Raw genomic sequence first — 18122 nt, 5'->3', positions numbered from 1 at the left:
GCGCGGCTTCGCCCAAGCTGCGCGCATTGGGCCGGGAGGGGCGCGAATGCCGCCGGCCTTTTCAGCGTGACCCGGGAGGGGGTTCCAGTCGCGGGTCGAAATCAAGGGATAGATTGGCAATGAACATGCTTTACGTGGTCATCGCCTGCGGTGTGCTTTCCATACTCTATGCCATCTGGGCAACCCGGTCGGTGCTGGCCGCCGATCAGGGCAATGCACGCATGCAGGAAATCGCCGGTGCCATCCGGGAGGGGGCGCAGGCTTATTTGACAAGGCAGTACACCACTGTCGCCATTGTTGGCGTCGTGGTCTTCATTCTCGCATGGTGGCTTCTGACCTCCGTGGCGGCCATCGGCTTCCTCATCGGTGCGGTGCTATCGGCTGCTGCCGGCTTCATCGGCATGCACGTTTCGGTGCGCGCCAATGTGCGCACGGCGCAGGCGGCATCCAACAGCCTCGCCGCCGGCCTCGACATCGCCTTCAAGTCCGGTGCGATCACCGGCTTGCTGGTGGCGGGGCTCGCGCTGCTGGGCGTGTCAGTCTATTTCTGGATTCTCACCGGGCCGCTCGGCCATGCGCCAACGGACCGCATCGTCATCGACGCACTGGTGGCGCTCGGCTTCGGCGCCTCGCTGATTTCCATCTTCGCGCGTCTGGGCGGCGGCATTTTCACCAAGGGTGCGGATGTCGGCGGCGATCTGGTGGGCAAGGTGGAGGCGGGCATCCCCGAGGACGATCCGCGCAACCCGGCCACCATCGCCGACAATGTGGGCGACAATGTCGGCGATTGCGCTGGCATGGCCGCCGATCTGTTCGAAACCTATGTGGTGACCGTCGTCGCCACCATGGTGCTCGCCTCGATCTTCTTCACCGGCGAGGTGGCGTTGACGCTCATGCTCTTCCCGCTGGTCATCGGCGCTGCCTGCGTGGTGACGTCGATCATCGGGACGTTTTTCGTCAAGCTCGGCTCCAACAACTCCATCATGGGCGCGCTCTACAAGGGGTTTTGGGCAACTGCCGCACTTTCGGTCGTCGCACTTGGCGGCATTGTCTGGGGCTGGCTCGGCGGTTCGACCGCCTTCTCGGCAAGCAATGGTTCCGAGTTTACCGGAACGTCGCTCTTCTGGTGCGGCGTTGTGGGGCTCGGCGTGACCGGCCTTATCATCTGGATCACCGAATATTATACCGGTGTCGGCTACCGGCCGGTGCGTTCCATCAGCCAGGCATCGGTGACCGGTCATGGCACCAATGTCATCCAGGGCCTTGCCGTCTCGCTTGAGGCGACGGCGCTTCCAGCCATCGTCATCATCGCCGGCATCATCCTGTCGTTCAATCTGGCAGGCCTGTTCGGCATCGCCATCGCGGTGACGACCATGCTGGCACTGGCCGGCATGGTGGTGGCGCTCGATGCGTTCGGTCCGGTGACGGACAATGCCGGCGGCATCGCCGAAATGTCGGATCTGCCGAGCGAGGTGCGCCAGACGACCGATGCGCTCGATGCGGTCGGCAACACTACCAAGGCAGTGACCAAGGGCTATGCCATCGGGTCTGCCGGTCTCGGCGCGTTGGTGCTCTTTGCTGCCTATACCGAAGACCTGAAGTTCTTTGCCGCGAATGCGGAGCCGGGCACCTTCTTTGAAGGCGTGAGCGTCGATTTCTCGCTCTCCAACCCCTATGTGGTTGTCGGTCTTCTCTTCGGTGGTCTGTTGCCGTTCCTGTTTGGCGGGCTCTCCATGACGGCGGTCGGCCGCGCAGGCGGTGCGATCGTGCAGGAAGTGCGCCGGCAGTTCCGCGAGAAGCCGGGCATCATGGAAGGCAAGGAAAAGCCCGACTACGGCACTGCGGTCGATCTTCTGACCAAGGCGGCGATCAAGGAAATGATCGTGCCTTCGCTCCTGCCGGTGCTATCGCCGCTGGTGGCGTTTGCGGTCGTCTACGCCATTGCCGGAAAGAGCGAGGCCTTCTCGGCCCTCGGTGCGATGCTCCTCGGTGTCATCGTGACAGGTCTGTTCGTGGCAATCTCCATGACCGCCGGTGGCGGCGCCTGGGACAATGCCAAGAAATCGTTCGAGGATGGTTTTGTGGACGCAGACGGCACGAAGCACGAAAAGGGTTCGGAGGCGCACAAGGCTTCCGTGACTGGTGATACGGTGGGCGATCCCTACAAGGACACGGCCGGCCCGGCGGTGAACCCGATGATCAAGATCACCAACATCATCGCGCTTCTGCTTCTGGCCGTTCTGGCGCACTGACAGGGCAGGCTTTGCCTGCCATAGCGGCTCCGTCATATCAGCAATGAAAAAAGCCCGCGAGCATCGCTCGCGGGCTTTTAGGTGTTGCCTGAGATTTGTGATCGGTCAGCCGCCGCCGCCAAAGAGGCCCGAGGGTGGGCCACCCTTCGAGGCGCCGGCGAGAATCTGGCCGATAAAGGTCTGTTCCTTGCCGCCTGTCGGCGTGGTGCGTGAAATGAAATCGAACACCTTGCCGTCTTCCATCCCGTAATGGGCGATCTTCGAGACACGCTCGTCATCGCCGAAATAGACGGCGAGAACCTGCTGCTCGACGAGACGCGGACGCATGAAGGCGGCCCCGCGCACACGTTTCTGGGAGATGTAATAGAAGGCTTCGTTGTCGAAGGTCGCCGTTGTCGACGGCGAACCAAGTGCCAGAAGCACCTGTTCACGGCTCGACCCGACGGGAACGAGTTCCAGCGCCTGCTCGTCGATGACGTAACCCTGGGTGAGCGTTTCGCGCGCATCGAGCGTGTTGGCGACATTGCAGCCGGACAACACAGCCGCTGCGCCGGCAAGACCGGCAGCCAAAATTGTGCGTCCGACAGGATAACTGTTGATTTTCTTCACCTGCAACGACATCTCCATAGCGTCCCCGGCGCGAAGGCTTTCGAGCGAAAGCCCTTGTCCCCGCCGGCAAAACGGGTAAACCAGCTTAAGCGCCGATGCAACCTGATCCTGTCCCAAACCAGCCCCGAGGGAGGGCATTTCTCATGTTCCAGAAGCTGTTTGGCTTTGGGCAGCGTTCGCGCCGTGTGGTCATCGACGGCTTGTATGAACGAATCGTGGCGGCCTCGCGGCAGCCTGTCTTTTATGCACGCTGGGAGGTGCCCGACACGCCGCTCGGTCGCTTCGAGATGATCGCCCTCAACATGATTCTGTTTCTGCGCCGGGTGCGCGACGAGGAGAGCGCAGTCGTCCGCGAGGTGGCGCAGGAGGTCACCGATGTGTTCTTCGCCGATGTGGAGCATGCGATTCGCGAGCTGGGGATCGGCGATCTGGGTGTGCCCAAGCGGATCAAGAAGCTGGCGCGCATGTTTTACGGCCGCGCTGCCGCCTATGGCGAAGCGATTGACGCGGGCGATGTGGAAGCGCTGGCTGCAGCCCTGCGCCGCAACATCCGCCCGGACGCCGAGGGCTGGACGGGTGCCGAACCGATTGCGCGATACGCGCTTGCCGCTGCGACCTGGCTCGAAAGCCAGCAGACGGAGCGCCTGATCGCGGCCGATATTGCATTCCCTGATGCGGAAAGGGAGAATTGAGCCATGCCTGAAAAGAAGAAAACGCCGATCTCGCACGAGGTGAACGTCCATCGTCTTGCGCGCAAGGGAATGACGGTCTCCATCAAGGCAGACGAGGCCGAGCGCAGGGCGCTGGCGGAAGAGCACGATCTCCTTTCCGTCGAGCGTTTTGCGGCGGAGCTCACGGTGCGGCCCTGGAAAGCCGATGGCGTGCGCATCACCGGCACGGTTGAGGCCGACATCACCCAGTCCTGTGTGGTGACGCTGGAGCCGGTCTCAAGCCACATCGAGGAAGATGTGTCGGCGACGCTGGTGCCGGAAGGGTCGCGGCTTGCGCGCAACGAGGTGGAGGGCGGCGAGTTCGTGCTGGACGCGGAAGGCCCGGATATGCCGGACACGTTTCATGGCAGCATCATCGACGTCGGTGTGCTGGCGGTGGAGTTCTTCACGCTCGGCATTGACCCCTATCCGCGCAGGCCCGGGGCTGTTATGGAGGCTGCCGAACAGCACGAGGATGCCCCAAAAGAGGCCGGGCCCCTCTATGAGGGCCTGCGAAAGCTCGGACAAAAGTCCTGAATTGCACGAAGAAGGCGCGAAACGAGGTTGTGCCACCGGCCAAAAACGCTATTTTCGCCGCACATTTGAGCCGATACCGGCGCCCGATCAACCATTGAGGCACATCACGCGTGGTACGCATTTCGATTGACGCTATGGGTGGGGATCATGGTCCCGAGGTCACGCTGCGTGGCCTGACCAAGGTCATCGAACGGCGTCCTGACGCCCGTTTCCTGATCTATGGCCGTGAAGACACCGTTCTGCCGGTGCTCGACGGCTTACCCGTCCTCAGGGATGTGAGCGAGTTCACGCATTGCGAGGTTGCAGTGCGGATGGACGACAAGCCGAGCCAGGCCCTGCGCCAGGGCCGCTGGAAGTCGTCCATGTGGAAAGCCATTGAAGCGGTGAAAAACGGCGAGGCGGATGCCTGCGTCTCCGCCGGCAACACCGGCGCGCTGATGGCGATGTCGAAATTCTGCCTGCGCACCATGGCCGATATCGAGCGGCCGGCGATCGCCGCGATCTGGCCGACCCTGCGCAGCGAAAGCATCGTTCTGGATGTGGGCGCGACGATCGGCGCCGACGCCCAGCAGCTTGTTGATTTCGCCATCCTTGGCGCCGCCATGGCCAATGCGCTGTTCGATCTCGACCGACCGACGGTCGGCCTTCTGAATGTGGGGGTCGAGGAAATCAAGGGCCAGGAAGAGGTCAAGGAGGCCGGGCGCATGCTGCGCGAGGCCGCGCTCAACACGATGCGCTATGAGGGGTTCGTGGAGGGCGACGACATCGGCAAGGGCACCGTCGACGTGGTGGTCTCGGAGGGCTTTGCCGGCAACATCGCGCTGAAAACCGCCGAGGGCACGGCGCGACAGATTGCCGGCTATCTCCGCGAAGCCATGAGCCGTACGCTGATGGCGCGCATCGGCTATCTCTTCGCACGCGGCGCATTCCAGCGCCTTGGCGAGAAGATGGACGTGCGCAAGGCGAATGGCGGCGTCTTTCTCGGCCTCAACGGCATCGTTGTCAAAAGCCATGGCGGGGCGGATGCGGAAGGTTTTGCTGCCGCCGTCGAGCTTGGATATGAAATGGCGCGCAGTCACCTGCTCGACAGGACGCGTGCTACCCTGGACCTTTATCACGCCCGCAAGCCGCAGGTGGCTGCCGGCGCTGCAGCCGTGAATGAATAGGACGCTGTAATGACTAGATCCGTCGTGCGTGGCATTGGCTCTGCTCTGCCGCGCCGCATCATGAAGAACGCGGAGTTCGAGAAACTGGTCGATACAACCGACGAGTGGATCGTTCAGCGGACCGGCATTCGCCAGCGCCACATCGCCTCGGAGGACGAGACGACGGCATCGCTGGGTGAGGCGGCAGCACGCGCGGCTCTCGACAGCGCCGGCCTGACGCCGGCGGATATCGACATGATCATTCTGGCGACTTCGACGCCCAACAACACCTTTCCTGCGACCGCAGTCGAAATCCAGGAGCGGCTCGGCATGTCCGGTGGCTTCGCCTTCGATATGCAGGCCGTGTGCAGCGGCTTCGTCTACGCCGTCACCACCGCCGATCTCTATATTCGCGGCGGTCAGGCAAAGCGGATGCTGGTGATCGGCTCCGAAACCTTTTCGCGCATTCTCGACTGGACCGACCGCACCACCTGCGTGCTCTTCGGCGACGGGGCCGGCGCGGTGGTTCTGGAGGCGCAGGATGGCGAAGCGGCGCTGGATCAGCGCGGTGTCATCGCCTCGTCGCTGCGTTCCGACGGCAGCCAGCGCGACAAGCTCTACGTCGATGGCGGCCCGTCGACCACCTGCACGGTGGGGCACCTGCGCATGCAGGGGCGTGAAGTCTTCAAACATGCCGTCGGCATGATCACCGACGTGATCGAGGACGTTTTCGCCAAGGCCGGCATCACCGCCGAGGACATCGACTGGTTTGTCCCCCACCAGGCCAACCGGCGCATTATCGACGCTTCGGCCAAAAAACTCGGCATTGCCGAGGAGAAGGTCGTGGTGACGGTGGACCTGCATGGCAACACGTCTGCCGCCTCGGTGCCGCTGGCGCTGTCGGTGGCTGTCGAGCGTGGCCAGATCAAGAAGGGCGACCTGGTGCTTCTCGAGGCCATGGGCGGCGGTTTTACCTGGGGCGCGGTGCTGGTGCGCTGGTAGTGGAAGCAAATCACGTGTATCGTCCTTGACCGTTGCAAAGCATTTTTTGTAACGTCAGCGCCGCGTATTGAAATCACAAGCATTTTCAAGATCTGGATGGGTAGCCCTATGGGGGGAAAGACACTGACGCGTGCCGAGCTGGCTGAGGCCGTCTATCGGAAGGTCGGACTGTCACGAACCGAATCCGCTCAGCTTGTCGAAATGGTTCTGCAGGAAGTCTGCGACGCGGTGGTTCGCGGCGAAACGGTGAAGCTTTCCTCTTTTGCCACCTTCCAGGTGCGCGACAAGAACGAGCGCATCGGCCGCAACCCCAAGACCGGCGAGGAAGTGCCGATCTCTCCGCGCCGGGTGATGACCTTCAAGGCCTCGAACGTTCTCAAGGACCGCATTCTCAAGGCGCACCAGGCAAGGCGCATGCGCAAGAGCGCCTGAACGCCCAGCGCATTTTGCAGTCAGGTGGAATCACCTGACGTCAGCACAAATGCAGGAAGTCAGGCAGATAGAGCGGAGCGGCGTTTCCGTGAAACGGTGAAGCACTCTGGAGGTCTGGAGCAGGGCTGAACGGTTTTTTCTGAACCGCGAAGTGGTTTACACTCACGAATCGATGGGCGTTGCCTCACGCGGCTTATGCCGTGCGCAGGTCGCCCGGTTCGAACGGGTGACGGCGTAGTGCGCCGGCCTGCAGGAGATGCACGATCATGGACAAGAGCCCCGACGCCTTCCGCACAATCAGCGAAGCGGCTGAAGAGCTGGACCTGCCGCAGCATGTGCTGCGCTTCTGGGAGACCCGGTTTTCGCAGATCAAGCCGCTGAAACGGGGCGGCGGCCGCCGCTATTACCGGCCGCAGGACATCGACCTGATCAAGGGCATCCGCCACATGCTCTATGACCAGGGATACACGATCAAAGGCGTGCAGAAACTCCTGCGTGAGAATGGCAACCAGTTCGTCGTGGCGATCGGCCGGGGCGATGTGGCCGCCGTTGAGGCCATTGCGCAGAGCCACCAGGCTGAGGCCGAGAAGACTGCCTCCGAAGAGGAGGTTCTGGTGGGAACGCCGAAGGCGAGGCCAAGCAAGCGCTTTTTCGGCCTCGGCCGTGGCGAGCAGGAGGGGCCTGTCACCGCCGATGCGGCAAGCCTTTCACGCGACAACAGGGCGCTTCTGCAGGAGGCGCTGTTCGATCTTCTGGAATGCAAGAGGCTGCTCGACCAGGTGCGTTAAGCCGTTCTTGCCGGGTCGGAAGAGGGGCTTGTTGAAAGTCAGCGCTCGTGCCGGCTTTTTACCATTGAATTGTTTTTAGGCCTTGCGCGTGCGATGCGGAAACTATATCCCTTGCGCCGGTTCGGAGCGTAGCGCAGCCCGGTAGCGCACTTGACTGGGGGTCAAGGGGTCGTGGGTTCGAATCCCGCCGCTCCGACCATTTTTCTCTTTTATTTCAGTTGTTTGGACGGCTCTCTATTTGGAGCCGTGGCCTATCGGTTTACAGATTTCCGGCTAGTTTACGGGCGCGTTCCTGTTTCGATCTTTTCCACAGCCGCGCTCGACACCAGATAGTGCTTGCGAATGATGCCTTCAGCGTCCTTTTCCGCATGACCGGTGATCTCGGCAATCTCACGAATCGAAGCGCCATTTCGATAAGCGAGGGTGACAAACGTCCCGCGCAGATCGTGAAATGTCTTTCCCTTGATGCCGGCAGCCGCAACCGCTTTCCTCCACGAAGACTTGAAACCGGAGGTCCAAGGCTTGCCGCTGCGATTCGTGAGGATCGTCGCTGCAGGTGTTTCTCGTTTGGCGTTCTCGGCCCTGGCTGCATCCAGAATGGCGCGAAGCTCGGCAGACACCTTCACGGCGACATGGGCGCCGGTCTTGGACTGCCGGAGCCTGATAGCGTTCCCGTCGTAGGCTGACCAGGTGAGGGAGAGTAGATCACCTTGCCGTTGTCCGGTCCATGCGGCGAGCATCATCGCTCGCACAAGCGGCTCGCGCGCGTTCTCCGTGAAAGCCTTCATATCGGCATCTGTCCAGATGATGTCCCGTCTGGTGCCATCGCTTACCTTGGTGATCCGCTCCAACGGGTGTCGCTCAATCATCTCCCGGTCTAAGGCGAACCAGAACAGACGCTGCAGAACGCTCATGTAGAGATCGGCCTTGCGGGGATGCGTCTCCGCCATCTCGTCGCGCCATTCGAGAAAAAGGGTTCGACTGCCGGCCCCGGAAATGCGCTCGGCCGTCATGTCGTAGAACTCGCCTTCAATGGCACGGATCGCCAGATCATAGCCTTCGCGGGTGCTGGGTTTCAGGTCTTTGTAGTGTGGGGATTTGAGATAGCCGCGAACGATTTCGGCCATGCAGCCCTGATACGGCGCATCTTCTCTGTCGCGCGTCAGCCGCAGGTATTCCTCGGTGAATTTTCGATGCTCGGTTTCTGGGTCGGCCTTGATGGCCGGGCCGCCTCGCCACGCATAGTGGTAGGTTTTGACCGATCCGTCGGCCAGTCGCTTTTTGACGCTATGAACGCCCACGAGATTTACCCGCACTGTGTCTGTCCCTCCATGCGCGGAGGGAATTGCCGCCATTCAGAGGCGCGCTGTCAAATCGGTCATTGTGAGTATCGGGGATAAGCGTGATCGCTCCATCGACCTCAAGGCGCACGGTCAGGCCCATATCGCGGGCTACGCGACCGGCGTTCTCGATCTCGCATCGACGGTGACGGAGGGGCTTTGTCATCCTTCAGCGCCTCCTTGCCTGGTTGTCGAATATCCCCTCGCGCTCGTAAACTGCCGTGAGAACACGGACCCTGTAAGCCATCTGCACTTCTCGCCTCCAGCAAACGCATTTGCTCGGATGGCGTGGGCAACGCTCTTCGGGGTCGTCAACGCCTTCGCATTCCAGCGCCTTGTTGATTTGTTCGCGTGTCATCTCATCCTCGCGTCTTCTGGAAGCCGCGCCCGGCGATCTTCGCCTTGGACTTCGGATACACGCCCAAGTGCTTGTCCCTGATGCGTTTCGTTTTTTCGGTGATACCTTTGTCAACCGCTGTCTTGCCCTTGTGGCATGGGCGGCATAGAAGCTGACCGTTCTCGACGGTATTTTCACCTCCGTAGCCCTGCGCAATGACGTGATCGTATTCGCCTTCGCCAACCTTGAGCTTGGCCCTGCACTTCTCGCAGTGACCGTCGGCGCGCTGCCAGATTTCAAGGCGCTGCCTTCGAGTGAATTCATAGCGGCTCATATGTGCCTCCATGTCTTCCTGTGCTTAATGTGAGCAATGGTCCCTTTATCGACCCCATAGGCGATAGCAATGGCGCGCTGCGACCTGGGGTCGGCACGAATTGCAAGCACCTGTGCTTCGGTCAGTTTCGCTGCGGGACAGCTTTCACCGCGAAGTTCAGGAACAACAATGCGACCCTTCGCAGAGCAGTCCTGCATGTTGTCGGTTCGCGTTCCCATAAAAAGATGATCTGGATTGACACAGCATCGCACATCGCATGTGTGGCAAACGTCTATAGACGACGGTAATTTCTGCCCCGATGTGACCTCGAAGCAAAGTCGATGAGCGCGAGTCGTTGAGCCGTAGGCCCTGACAGCACCATAGCCATGCCGCTTATGTAGAGCACCAAGCCATATCCAACATCCAGAATTCGGCTCAGGGATCGAACGCTCTTCAAAATAGGCAAGAGTAATCGGTGCGCCTGCCGACCGTCTCTCTTGACGGTATTCCTCGACACTGCGGCCGCCAAGTGGATTGTCGATCATGGGCACTGCCATCACGCACCACCTTTCGGCGCCGGTAAGAGCGGCTGCATTGTGCCGGTCTCATAGGCCTGAGCGATCCGCGGTTTGACATGCTCAGACACCGAATGGCCGTCCGGCATCTGGATTTGTGCGAGAAACGCATCCTCGAAGCTCTCAATGTCGCTTTCGATGCTTTCGAGCTTCGCTTTGATACAGAGGAACAATGCCCGCCACCTGGAGCGGCAGGCCTGTTCCCATGCTGCAAGGGCAGCGTCGGCAGACCGGGCTTTGCCACGGGCGGTTAAGACGAATTCCTTATCGAGCTGGTCGGGGAGCGGAAGGTGAAAGACAATCCTGCGCTCTGACATCTCAAAGACCAGCATCGCGCGTGTCTGTTCCTCGAACACGCCGAAGCCTGCGGCCTTGTGTTTCCTCAGCAGACCGTCGATCTCGCCCTTGGTCTTGCTGACCGAGACGTTTGTCGTTGATGCGTAGGACATCAGCGCGCCCTCCGTTGATGCTCCGAGACCTCTGCTTCAACCAGACGCGCCAGTTCGAGGCACATCACGTCAATGCGAAGCTCATCGGTGCGCAGGTCGAGCGTCTTTCTGGCAATAGCCCGAGCGCCACGGCTGCCCTTCGGAAATGAGCGCGCAACCTCGGCGAGGGTGTCGGCTGAGATGGTCATGCCACCAGATCCTTCTCCTCGCACCCGACAACGCCGGCAATCGTTGCCCGGCAGTCATCAAGCTCAATTTCATTCCGGCAGCAGGCGCGGGCGTAATTGGTGATCGACTTCGCCTTGGCCCGAACCTCGTCGCTCAGGCCTTCGACAAAGAGCCCCTTGGATTGATTGACGACGACAACCTCATCCTCACCGATGGCGCCGATGATCGCTTTGGCGAACGTCTTGAGCCAATCCGGATCGACGGAAGCCGGCCCGCTTTCGCTCTCTCCCATGTCTTGCGAGCCGGCCTCATCCGCCGTGGCGGGTGAATTGTCGGCAGTGGACCGCTCTGATGGAGAGGCGGCGAGTGGTCCACTGCCGTCACCGGTGGGGCTTTCTGCCGGTGAACTGTATTCCTGGTGGATTTCCTGACCGCTGAAGAACCCTTCGGTCTCGCGCGTCACGTTGGCCATGTCGAAACCTTCGCGCGCCTCCTGCATGTCCCCAGACGGTTTCTGAGCCTGCAAGCGTGACATGAGCGACGGAGGCGTTACGTCCTTGGCGTTGCCAGGCCCGCGGAACTGCTCTGCTTCGTCCCGGTCGTAGACGCCAAGGATCACCTCTGGCGTGTGTCGCCGGCCCCACGCCCGAGCGGTGTAGTAGCAGTGCTGCTGATCGGGATCGGACTTCCAGAGCGGGGAGTTCTTCGGGGTGATGTCCTTGAACTTCGGAGACCGAACCTCGAGCTCTTCGCCATCAATTTTACCAAAGGCGATGCAGACCCGTTCCGGACCTTCGCCCTCAAAGCGGAACTTCAAGCGTCCTTCGATGCCGGATCGTGTGTTGATAACAGCCATGATGAGCTGGGCTTCATATGCAATCTGGCCGTTGACCGAATAGGACTTCGAAGCAACAGCGAACGGGCTCATCTCCCATTCAAGAGCTTGAAGCGCCACGGCCATGCACGCCCCGGCGTTACCTCGTAGGTGTTTCGGCAGTGCAATGTCTGCTTTGCACATGACCTCTGCGAAGCGGACGACCTCGCCGAGTGTCTGCGGGGCGATCTTAGAGCCATTCCCAGAAGCGATGCCAACCTGGTTGATTGAGGTATTCTGCTGCGAGACAAGCTGGTTCATTATGCGGCCTCCTGCTGGGCGATCTGGTCTTGATGGTCGAGGAAGTCGTCGAGCCGGGATTTTGCCCACGGCTTCATCTGGATATGCCGCTCGCCGCCTGAGAACGGACGCGCGCCCGGCCAGTCATCGGCATCAAGGCAATGACGGATAGTGTTCAGGCACCAACGGATGACGCGCTCGCCACGGTCGATGTCATGGGCTGAGATTTCGACATGTGCCGTGTCCGGAACGTCGTCGTTCAGCACATAGACCAGGACGAACGTCTCAAAGGGGATACCGAGCGAACGGCAGATCATCCGCGTCATGGCTGCCTGGAGAAAATAGCCTGCGTCGAAGATCTGGCGCTCCAGAAAGTCCTCATCGAATTTTGATGCGGTCTTTAGGTCCGCGAACACACCATCTGCGTTCGGCATCGCATCGGGGCGACTACGCAGCCAGATGCCGGTTTCCTCGTCCTTCCAGAACATCGAGCGCTCAACGCGGCCGTTGAGGACACCCATTTGAATGAGCGGGTATGTCGATGCATCTTCGGCAATGCGCTTGATGCGCTCGATCTGTTCAGCGGTGATGACCGTCAGATTGTTCTCGGACGCATTCTCCAGCCATGCCTTGCAGTCGTTCGCGTTGCCGCTCCACTTCCTGCGCTCTACGGGTGGTAACTCGCCATCTTCGGGCCGGTAATCCGGCCGAACGGCGAACTTCTCTGAAAACACCTCGTCGCCAAGCAGAAGCGCATGTGCGGCCTTGCCGAAGTCGAGCGCTGTCGTGGCTTCCTGCTCGATGTGGCCGGGGTTCCATGCCCAGCGGCCCCAGAATGCTTTGGGAGACCCACCGTAAGCTGGCAAAAGCCATTTCAACGCTGACTTTGAGACCGACGGTCCATCCAGCAAATCGCGCTTCTGGTGATACTGGTCGAGCGTGATGCCGGAATAAACGCCCGGTTCGGTGATCGTCTTGCCGTTCCACTGTCTTTCCTGGGAAAGGCTCCCAACGATCCGCGAGGCAAGGTCACCGATGGACTGCATTGCGTCTGTGTCGAGATCGGTCATGGTTCAATCCTCAGTGGGGCGTTTCAAAAAAACCGATGAACACCGCGCCGATGACGATCATGATTGCCACGCGGGTGGTCGGGTGGTTTTGGAATGGGAGGTGGAAGTGGAGGGCGCTATGCATGCGAGGCCTCCAGTTCCTTGACTGTGCGGTACACGTTGCGGGCTTCCTCGATGCTGCGAATATCGGCAGTGTGGTATTCCTCAATGTCGAGGGCATGGGCGATCATTGAATAGAGTTCGCGACGATCGAACCGCCCGCTCTTCCAAAGCGGGTCAAGGATGCGGTGAATATGCTGGCGCGCCTTCTTAAGTTCCGGTGTGGGAATGACGCCAAGCGGCTTGGTGCGGTTCTTGGTCTTGTGGTGGCACCCCACGAAATTGCCGCAAGCATCGCACTTCCAGAACGGAAGGGCTTTCAGGTCTTTCCTGTGAGGGTAGACCTCACCACCATCCGTAAAGCGCGCGGAAACCGTTTCGCCACAGCCGCAACAAAAGATGTCCCGCTTCTTGCTCATGCCGCGCTCCTTTTCGGCTGGCGGCTCTCGACCAGCTTGCAGAGCCGGTCGAAGCGCTTGTCGTTCATTCGGACTGCAGTTGCGTGAGGGTGATCCCGGAAGGCCAGCCAGTGACCCTCTTGATCAGCGTCGATCACTCCGGCTTCGACCAGTTCGTGACGGTCGAGGTTCCACATGATCCGCAGGGCGTTGTGAAATTCGCGGGGGTCCATCACGCGGCCTTCCTTTCGGTTTCAAGCGCATTGATCGCTGCCCGGAAGTCGTTCGCGGCCTTGATCTGCCCTTCTGCATGGGAGAGTTCGCCGGCATCGATCAGCACGAGGGCGCGGCGCATGGCCTTGCGGTATTCGTGCTCCAGATCGGCTCGCTGGCGGAAGAATTCGAAGGAGGGCATCAGAGCGCCCTCACAAACCGGCCGTCAGGGTCGTTTCCGCCGAGGCCGCGGTAGGTGAACCCCTCGTCGGAAACTGCGAGCGCCTTCAAAGCCTCGTCGTTCTCGGCCGCGTTCGCAATTTCGGCAGCGATGGACTTCGTCAAAGCGGAGCCGTCAAACAGGTTCTTTCCGCCCACATAGACGGCATCCACCGAGATCATCGGGACGCCCGCATCCAGTTCGACGGAAAGCTCAACTTCGCATTCCAGATCGTAGACGACGCCAATGCCAAGCTTCTCGTCTTGGATCGTATGGCAGAAGTCGTATCGGCTCATCGTTATCTTCCTCTCCATCGTGTCCGGCAGATCGGCGCGGAAGCGCTTCTTCGTGCTCGGTGTGCGAGAGGATATTCGCGATAATCGCAAAATCTGTCAAGTAACAAATCGCGATAATCGCAAAATTATTTGACAGGCTTTTGCGATTGCGCGAAAAGAAAAGCCCCGGCGGGGTGATCCGACCGGGGCTTCGAGAAGGCTGATTTATCGCAACGGTTATGCACGATAAGGAATGATTATGCAACCGTCATCGCCGCTCGAAGGCGCAGAAATTCGCAATATCTTGGGTCTGCCCGGAGGTTCCCGCCAAGATGGAGTGGATGGAGCGCATGAAGCGGCGGTCTTTCGACGGTTTGTCCCGCTGTCTGCCGATCATCCGGCCCATGAAACCAAGCGGTTGCCGGTTCCCAGGCTGAATCGGATTGTCTCGACGGGTAGACGCCGTCCGAATGGCTTGAACATGGCTTGAGGAGTAAACGCAGGGATCGAAGCACCGCCGCCGATTGAATGGTGACCACAGAGTTCCCGGCCTGACCAGCCAAGTATGGGATGTGGGGTGGAGACCGGATGGCCCCGGTAGAACAAAGGCACCTGCGGATATTGAGACTTGATGGTGTTCACCGGCCCGACATATGGCCGCCGGTTCTAGATGGAGAGTCGCCTAGCGTGGTGGTGAAGGACCGTCTTGAAAGGGGAGGGGTGTATCTACCTCTCAAGCGCAGGAGGGAAGAGTGCTGCATGATGCCCCTTGGAACTAGGGAGCCTTTCCAATGTAGCCCTGCTCGGCCATGCACCCTTTAAACACTGCATCAGACGTCACGGCTCGGACAAGTAGTCCGCCCCGGGTCTGTCCGAAGTTCCCGGCCGCTCTACCTTGGCATATCTGTTTGGCGCGCTCGAACGCGGCGCTGTTGCCGCTGCCCGAGCGCTCCCAATCGTCAGAAGTGGTGTTGCACCCAGCAAGAGCCCCGGTCAGGATGATTGCTGCAATCCTCTGGCGCATCAGTTCCCCCTCTATGCCCTAAGCTTCAACTGCCCCTGAATGCCTCCTTGGCGCTCGACCTTTCGGGTAGCGGAAGGCGGTAGGATTGCGAAGATTTCTCCGATCCATTCGAGGTGCACGTCGTACATCTCTTCGGCATTCCATGAGATCAGGTTCACGCCGCCGTTGCTGCCGCGTGTAATGGTTTTGATGAACCGTTTCCCGTCTGCCGTCCTTACGGCTGCCTGAAGGCCGTAAAACGCCTCGATTGGCTTCTGCTGCTCCCGGTAGACGATGATGATCGTGCCTTCGCGCATGTAGGGGAGCATCGAAGTGCCCCGGACTGTGAAGGCGATCAGATCATCCGGAACATGAAACGGTACATGAACCTGGTCGATGCCTTCCGGCGGCACCTGCTCAAAGTCTGGCATGACCTCCGATCCTGCGCCGACATGGCCCATAACGGGCACTTCCATGCCGTCATCATCCTGCGGTGCGCCTTCGGCTTGCGAAAAGAATGCCCGCATTAGATCCAGCTCATGAGCTCTGATCTCTCGGGTTTCTTTCTTGGGGTCGGTATTTGCCATACGCGTAATAGCGTCTGGGCGAACGCCCAGGTGCTTTGCCAAGCGGCCTTTGGTGCCGTGTGGGCTCTGGTTTAACTGCTCTTGCATCCAGAGCCGGATTTCATGCTGCGGATCGCTCATAGCGGCATGATCGCGACTTTCGCAAAATTTCCTATCGCGAAGTTCGCAAAAATCACTTGACAGAAACTCGCGATAATCGCAAACATTGTCGCCATGAGTGAAGATCACCTTGAACCAGCCCGTACCGTTATCGCCAAACTTGGCGGTGTGGATGCCGTTGCGAAGATCACCGGGAAGCACGTCTCCCGCGTGTACCGCTGGATGTATCCGAAACAACGGGGTGGGACCGGTGGGCACATCCCACAAGGAGATGCGCCGCTGCTCCTGCGGCACGCACAGAAAAAGGGCATCGAGCTTACTCCGGCTGATTTTTTCGCGCTCCCATCTACCGATACTCCTGCGCGGGGTGCCGCATGACCTCCCACCAGACACCAGAACGCCGCGTCCCCTCCCACCCCCGCGCGGCGAATGCCGGGGAGGGTGCAACTCCTCCCGCATCCTCTCCGGCGGCCTTCATGGATCAGTTTGGCGAGGTCATCAAAACCGCCTCCAATCTGAAAAAGGTCATGCTTCGGAAGGGCCTGAAGCGCGCTCGATGTGAATGCCCGCGCTGCGGCAACTTCATTCACGGCAGGTTCGCCGGACCACGAAATCACCTGCACATGGCCTGCGAGGGTCGGTGCGGCATGTCGATGATGGAGTGACCGATGACCTCCTATCAGAACACAAATTCCCTTGGGTGTGGCGGGGCTTCTGCTTCCAGCACGATCTTCGGGTGCGAGACGGTATCCAAGGGCCAGCCGGCCGGCATCTCGCGTCCTCTCGATGACAAAATGGAAAATCGCACTGTGAAAGACCGGCCGGCACACGACCATGCCGAGAGCGTCACCGCATGGCATTTGAACCTTAAATGGACCGTGGCGGACACTGACCTGATGCTCGCGGCTGCGCGACGCGGTCAGACGCCCACGCATATTGCGAGAACCATCCGGCGCGAAACCGACAAGCCCTGCGCTCCCTGTGAGGTTGAGCGCGTTCTAAGAAATGCCGGAGTTCCGGTTCTGGAGAGCTCCGCATGACGATCCTCGCCATCATCCTATACGGGCTGGGCGTCATAGGCGCGGTTGCTGCCGTAAAGCGGGAAGCGCCCACGGGCCTCCGTGAATGGGCAGTTTGCGTTGTCTGGCCTCTGGCGGTTGCCGCCGCCATTGCCATGAGCCCGTTTCAGCGGAGGCGCAAATGACCTCCGCAGTGTTTCAGGGAACAAATCGAGCTGACCAGGCTGATGTTTGCGCGTCGTCCTGCTCATTCGTCGTTCCTTTCCTTCCTTTTCCAATTGAGCCCTTCGGCTCTCTCGCCGGAGTTCCCGGCCCAGTCGCTGTGTTCGACCGTCACGAACATAGCGAGCGAGAATTTCCAAATGACGGAAAAACAGAGGCGCGACCGGGAAATCTCACGGCGCGAGGCGGAAATGTTTCGAGTTGAAGCCATCCAAGACGAAATGGCGTCGGCAGTTCGACTGCTCGGCGGGGAAGGCTCCGCAAAGGAGCAAATCAACAAGGCAGCGCGTGCGGCGCGCCTGCCGATCACCGTCATCGAGAGGTTGCGGTGGAAGAAAATCAAGAGGGTGCCGGCCGATCTTGCGGATGCCATCCGTGAGGCCGTCGCGCGCCACAACGAGGAAAGCCTTGGCCGTGCAAAACACGAACTCTTTATCGCGCAACAAAAGAACGCGCTCTTGGCCGCGCAGCTTCGTGAGATCGACCCTGATCTTTACGGGCCGGAGATTGATCGCCTTGGGCGGTCGCTTCCAGGCGTGGGGCGCTCTCCTGATCTTCAAGGTGGAGTCTGATCTATGAGCAAGTCGAAGAAGACTGAACCCGCCACTGTGGGCCACAACTCCGAACGCGAACAATTCGAGGAACAGCAGTTTCTCTCAGCCTTCCGGCAGATCAAGGAGCACGACTCCGACATGGCCGGGCTGAAAGGCGAAATGGCCGGCATCTACGACCGGATTAAGAACCTGGGTTTCACGAAGGCCGACGTGAAGTGGGCGAAGGAACTCGAAGACAAGGATGCCGGCGACATCATTGCCACGATGAAGCGCCGCCTGCGCATTGCTCGCATGTTCGGTCACGGTGTCGCCCGCCAGTTTGACATGTTCGATGAAGACCGCACTCCCATCGAAGAGCGCGCCTACGAGGAAGGTCTTGCAGCCGGCAAGCTCCGCAAGGATGCGACGAACCCATATGGCGCCGACAGCAAGGCAGGGCAGGAGTGGCAGCGCGGTCTCAACGACGGGCACGCATTCGCCAACAAGGATCTGTCGCATGTCCTGAATGAGGACGATCCCGAGTTTCCCGACGAAGAGCCTACGGCCGTCGCCGCCGAGTAGCCGTTACGTGCCCTGCGCCGCGGCTTAGACG

At 60.2% G+C, this 18122-nt stretch carries 23 protein-coding genes and 1 tRNA gene; 11 read left to right on the top strand and 13 right to left on the bottom strand.

Translation table 11 applies throughout. The annotated features are described in order from the left end of the window. The first annotated feature begins 119 nt into the window (after positions 1-119). On the top strand, positions 120-2252 hold the full coding sequence (locus tag KUG85_RS04995; protein WP_223004349.1) for a sodium-translocating pyrophosphatase: 2133 nt from the start codon (positions 120-122) through the stop codon (positions 2250-2252). Positions 2253-2357: 105 nt separating this feature from the next. On the opposite strand, the gene KUG85_RS04990 is transcribed toward KUG85_RS04995, so the two are convergent. Next, positions 2358-2879 (bottom strand): outer membrane protein assembly factor BamE, encoded by a 522-nt coding sequence (locus KUG85_RS04990; protein WP_223004348.1) that lies wholly within the window; start codon positions 2877-2879, stop codon positions 2358-2360. Positions 2880-3004: 125 nt separating this feature from the next. Between KUG85_RS04990 and KUG85_RS04985 the strand changes: the two genes are divergently transcribed. From KUG85_RS04985 to KUG85_RS04955, 7 genes are all read left to right on the top strand, one after another. Next, a complete protein-coding gene (locus tag KUG85_RS04985; RefSeq protein WP_223004347.1) occupies positions 3005-3553 on the top strand; it encodes a ubiquinol-cytochrome C chaperone family protein in 549 nt (182 codons plus the stop codon). 3 nt (positions 3554-3556) lie between these two features. Continuing rightward, on the top strand, positions 3557-4108 hold the full coding sequence (locus KUG85_RS04980) for a YceD family protein (protein WP_223004346.1): 552 nt from the start codon (positions 3557-3559) through the stop codon (positions 4106-4108). Between the two features lie 110 nt (positions 4109-4218). Then, positions 4219-5274 carry a phosphate acyltransferase PlsX gene (gene plsX, locus KUG85_RS04975; RefSeq protein ID WP_065817703.1) on the top strand — a complete coding sequence of 352 codons (1056 nt, stop codon included), beginning with the start codon at positions 4219-4221 and terminating at the stop codon, positions 5272-5274. Positions 5275-5283: 9 nt separating this feature from the next. Continuing rightward, entirely contained in the window at positions 5284-6255 is a 972-nt protein-coding gene (locus tag KUG85_RS04970) for a beta-ketoacyl-ACP synthase III (protein WP_223004345.1), read from the top strand. 108 nt (positions 6256-6363) lie between these two features. Then, positions 6364-6687, top strand: a complete 324-nt coding sequence (locus KUG85_RS04965; RefSeq protein WP_065817701.1) for an integration host factor subunit alpha — start codon at positions 6364-6366, stop codon at positions 6685-6687. Between the two features lie 266 nt (positions 6688-6953). After that, positions 6954-7475: a MerR family transcriptional regulator gene (locus tag KUG85_RS04960; protein WP_007007937.1), complete on the top strand. Its 522-nt coding sequence runs from the start codon at positions 6954-6956 to the stop codon at positions 7473-7475. Positions 7476-7597: 122 nt separating this feature from the next. Next, positions 7598-7674: transfer RNA gene (locus tag KUG85_RS04955), tRNA-Pro, on the top strand. Between the two features lie 79 nt (positions 7675-7753). On the opposite strand, the gene KUG85_RS04950 is transcribed toward KUG85_RS04955, so the two are convergent. The 12 genes from KUG85_RS04950 to KUG85_RS04895 all read right to left on the bottom strand — a co-directional run bounded on the left by KUG85_RS04950 (position 7754) and on the right by KUG85_RS04895 (position 15936). After that, the gene (locus KUG85_RS04950; protein ID WP_223004344.1) at positions 7754-8791 is read right to left on the bottom strand and encodes a tyrosine-type recombinase/integrase; all 1038 of its coding nucleotides are present in this window, start codon (positions 8789-8791) and stop codon (positions 7754-7756) included. A gap of 383 nt (positions 8792-9174) precedes the next feature. Continuing rightward, the gene (locus KUG85_RS04945) at positions 9175-9486 is read right to left on the bottom strand and encodes an HNH endonuclease (protein ID WP_223004343.1); all 312 of its coding nucleotides are present in this window, start codon (positions 9484-9486) and stop codon (positions 9175-9177) included. Then, positions 9483-10010 carry an HNH endonuclease signature motif containing protein gene (locus tag KUG85_RS21220; protein WP_223004342.1) on the bottom strand — a complete coding sequence of 176 codons (528 nt, stop codon included), beginning with the start codon at positions 10008-10010 and terminating at the stop codon, positions 9483-9485. Before KUG85_RS21220 ends, KUG85_RS04945 begins: the two co-directional genes overlap by 4 nt. An 11-nt stretch (positions 10011-10021) precedes the next feature. Then, positions 10022-10489 (bottom strand): hypothetical protein, encoded by a 468-nt coding sequence (locus tag KUG85_RS04935; RefSeq protein WP_223004341.1) that lies wholly within the window; start codon positions 10487-10489, stop codon positions 10022-10024. Beyond that, entirely contained in the window at positions 10489-10677 is a 189-nt protein-coding gene (locus tag KUG85_RS04930; protein WP_223004340.1) for a hypothetical protein, read from the bottom strand. The genes KUG85_RS04935 and KUG85_RS04930 overlap by 1 nt, the downstream gene beginning before the upstream one ends. Next, positions 10674-11792: a recombinase family protein gene (locus tag KUG85_RS04925; protein ID WP_223004339.1), complete on the bottom strand. Its 1119-nt coding sequence runs from the start codon at positions 11790-11792 to the stop codon at positions 10674-10676. The genes KUG85_RS04930 and KUG85_RS04925 overlap by 4 nt, the downstream gene beginning before the upstream one ends. After that, the gene (locus KUG85_RS04920) at positions 11792-12841 is read right to left on the bottom strand and encodes a PD-(D/E)XK nuclease-like domain-containing protein (protein WP_223004338.1); all 1050 of its coding nucleotides are present in this window, start codon (positions 12839-12841) and stop codon (positions 11792-11794) included. The genes KUG85_RS04925 and KUG85_RS04920 overlap by 1 nt, the downstream gene beginning before the upstream one ends. 116 nt (positions 12842-12957) lie before the next feature. Further along, the gene (locus KUG85_RS04915) at positions 12958-13359 is read right to left on the bottom strand and encodes a zinc-finger-containing protein (protein ID WP_223004337.1); all 402 of its coding nucleotides are present in this window, start codon (positions 13357-13359) and stop codon (positions 12958-12960) included. Continuing rightward, the gene (locus KUG85_RS04910) at positions 13356-13571 is read right to left on the bottom strand and encodes a hypothetical protein (RefSeq protein ID WP_223004336.1); all 216 of its coding nucleotides are present in this window, start codon (positions 13569-13571) and stop codon (positions 13356-13358) included. The genes KUG85_RS04915 and KUG85_RS04910 overlap by 4 nt, the downstream gene beginning before the upstream one ends. After that, positions 13571-13753, bottom strand: coding sequence for a hypothetical protein (locus tag KUG85_RS04905; RefSeq protein ID WP_223004335.1), 183 nt, complete (start codon positions 13751-13753; stop codon positions 13571-13573). Before KUG85_RS04905 ends, KUG85_RS04910 begins: the two co-directional genes overlap by 1 nt. After that, positions 13753-14067, bottom strand: coding sequence for a hypothetical protein (locus tag KUG85_RS04900; protein ID WP_223004334.1), 315 nt, complete (start codon positions 14065-14067; stop codon positions 13753-13755). The genes KUG85_RS04905 and KUG85_RS04900 overlap by 1 nt, the downstream gene beginning before the upstream one ends. Before the next feature lie 1014 nt (positions 14068-15081). After that, entirely contained in the window at positions 15082-15936 is an 855-nt protein-coding gene (locus KUG85_RS04895) for a S24 family peptidase (protein WP_223004333.1), read from the bottom strand. A gap of 835 nt (positions 15937-16771) precedes the next feature. Between KUG85_RS04895 and KUG85_RS04890 the strand changes: the two genes are divergently transcribed. Genes KUG85_RS04890 through KUG85_RS04880 form a run of 3 tightly spaced genes read left to right on the top strand, consistent with a single transcriptional unit; the run spans position 16772 to position 18091 of the window. Next, positions 16772-16939 carry a hypothetical protein gene (locus KUG85_RS04890; protein WP_223004332.1) on the top strand — a complete coding sequence of 56 codons (168 nt, stop codon included), beginning with the start codon at positions 16772-16774 and terminating at the stop codon, positions 16937-16939. A gap of 42 nt (positions 16940-16981) precedes the next feature. Continuing rightward, positions 16982-17548 (top strand): hypothetical protein, encoded by a 567-nt coding sequence (locus KUG85_RS04885; RefSeq protein WP_223004331.1) that lies wholly within the window; start codon positions 16982-16984, stop codon positions 17546-17548. 3 nt (positions 17549-17551) lie between these two features. Next, a complete protein-coding gene (locus KUG85_RS04880) occupies positions 17552-18091 on the top strand; it encodes a hypothetical protein (protein ID WP_223004330.1) in 540 nt (179 codons plus the stop codon). Positions 18092-18122 lie beyond the last annotated feature (31 nt).

Source organism: Nitratireductor rhodophyticola (assembly GCF_019891355.1).
Lineage (GTDB): Bacteria > Pseudomonadota > Alphaproteobacteria > Rhizobiales > Rhizobiaceae > Nitratireductor > Nitratireductor rhodophyticola.
The sequence above is the reverse complement of the archived record's forward strand: the minus strand, read 5'-3'. Positions and strand labels throughout refer to the sequence as shown.

Excerpts from the sequence above, each read along its gene's own strand:
- KUG85_RS04930 (WP_223004340.1), bottom strand. The coding sequence starts at position 10,677 with ATGACCATCTCAGCCGACACCCTCGCCGAGGTTGCGCGCTCATTTCCG.
- KUG85_RS21220 (WP_223004342.1), bottom strand. The coding sequence starts at position 10,010 with ATGATCGACAATCCACTTGGCGGCCGCAGTGTCGAGGAATACCGTCAA.
- KUG85_RS04925 (WP_223004339.1), bottom strand. The coding sequence starts at position 11,792 with ATGAACCAGCTTGTCTCGCAGCAGAATACCTCAATCAACCAGGTTGGC.
- KUG85_RS04905 (WP_223004335.1), bottom strand. The coding sequence starts at position 13,753 with ATGCCCTCCTTCGAATTCTTCCGCCAGCGAGCCGATCTGGAGCACGAA.
- KUG85_RS04900 (WP_223004334.1), bottom strand. The coding sequence starts at position 14,067 with ATGAGCCGATACGACTTCTGCCATACGATCCAAGACGAGAAGCTTGGC.
- KUG85_RS04995 (WP_223004349.1), top strand. The coding sequence starts at position 120 with ATGAACATGCTTTACGTGGTCATCGCCTGCGGTGTGCTTTCCATACTC.
- KUG85_RS04880 (WP_223004330.1), top strand. The coding sequence starts at position 17,552 with ATGAGCAAGTCGAAGAAGACTGAACCCGCCACTGTGGGCCACAACTCC.
- KUG85_RS04915 (WP_223004337.1), bottom strand. The coding sequence starts at position 13,359 with ATGAGCAAGAAGCGGGACATCTTTTGTTGCGGCTGTGGCGAAACGGTT.
- KUG85_RS04890 (WP_223004332.1), top strand. The coding sequence starts at position 16,772 with ATGACGATCCTCGCCATCATCCTATACGGGCTGGGCGTCATAGGCGCG.
- KUG85_RS04990 (WP_223004348.1), bottom strand. The coding sequence starts at position 2,879 with ATGGAGATGTCGTTGCAGGTGAAGAAAATCAACAGTTATCCTGTCGGA.
- KUG85_RS04960 (WP_007007937.1), top strand. The coding sequence starts at position 6,954 with ATGGACAAGAGCCCCGACGCCTTCCGCACAATCAGCGAAGCGGCTGAA.
- KUG85_RS04985 (WP_223004347.1), top strand. The coding sequence starts at position 3,005 with ATGTTCCAGAAGCTGTTTGGCTTTGGGCAGCGTTCGCGCCGTGTGGTC.
- KUG85_RS04980 (WP_223004346.1), top strand. The coding sequence starts at position 3,557 with ATGCCTGAAAAGAAGAAAACGCCGATCTCGCACGAGGTGAACGTCCAT.
- KUG85_RS04970 (WP_223004345.1), top strand. The coding sequence starts at position 5,284 with ATGACTAGATCCGTCGTGCGTGGCATTGGCTCTGCTCTGCCGCGCCGC.
- KUG85_RS04945 (WP_223004343.1), bottom strand. The coding sequence starts at position 9,486 with ATGAGCCGCTATGAATTCACTCGAAGGCAGCGCCTTGAAATCTGGCAG.
- KUG85_RS04920 (WP_223004338.1), bottom strand. The coding sequence starts at position 12,841 with ATGACCGATCTCGACACAGACGCAATGCAGTCCATCGGTGACCTTGCC.
- KUG85_RS04910 (WP_223004336.1), bottom strand. The coding sequence starts at position 13,571 with ATGGACCCCCGCGAATTTCACAACGCCCTGCGGATCATGTGGAACCTC.
- KUG85_RS04885 (WP_223004331.1), top strand. The coding sequence starts at position 16,982 with ATGTTTGCGCGTCGTCCTGCTCATTCGTCGTTCCTTTCCTTCCTTTTC.
- KUG85_RS04965 (WP_065817701.1), top strand. The coding sequence starts at position 6,364 with ATGGGGGGAAAGACACTGACGCGTGCCGAGCTGGCTGAGGCCGTCTAT.
- KUG85_RS04935 (WP_223004341.1), bottom strand. The coding sequence starts at position 10,489 with ATGTCCTACGCATCAACGACAAACGTCTCGGTCAGCAAGACCAAGGGC.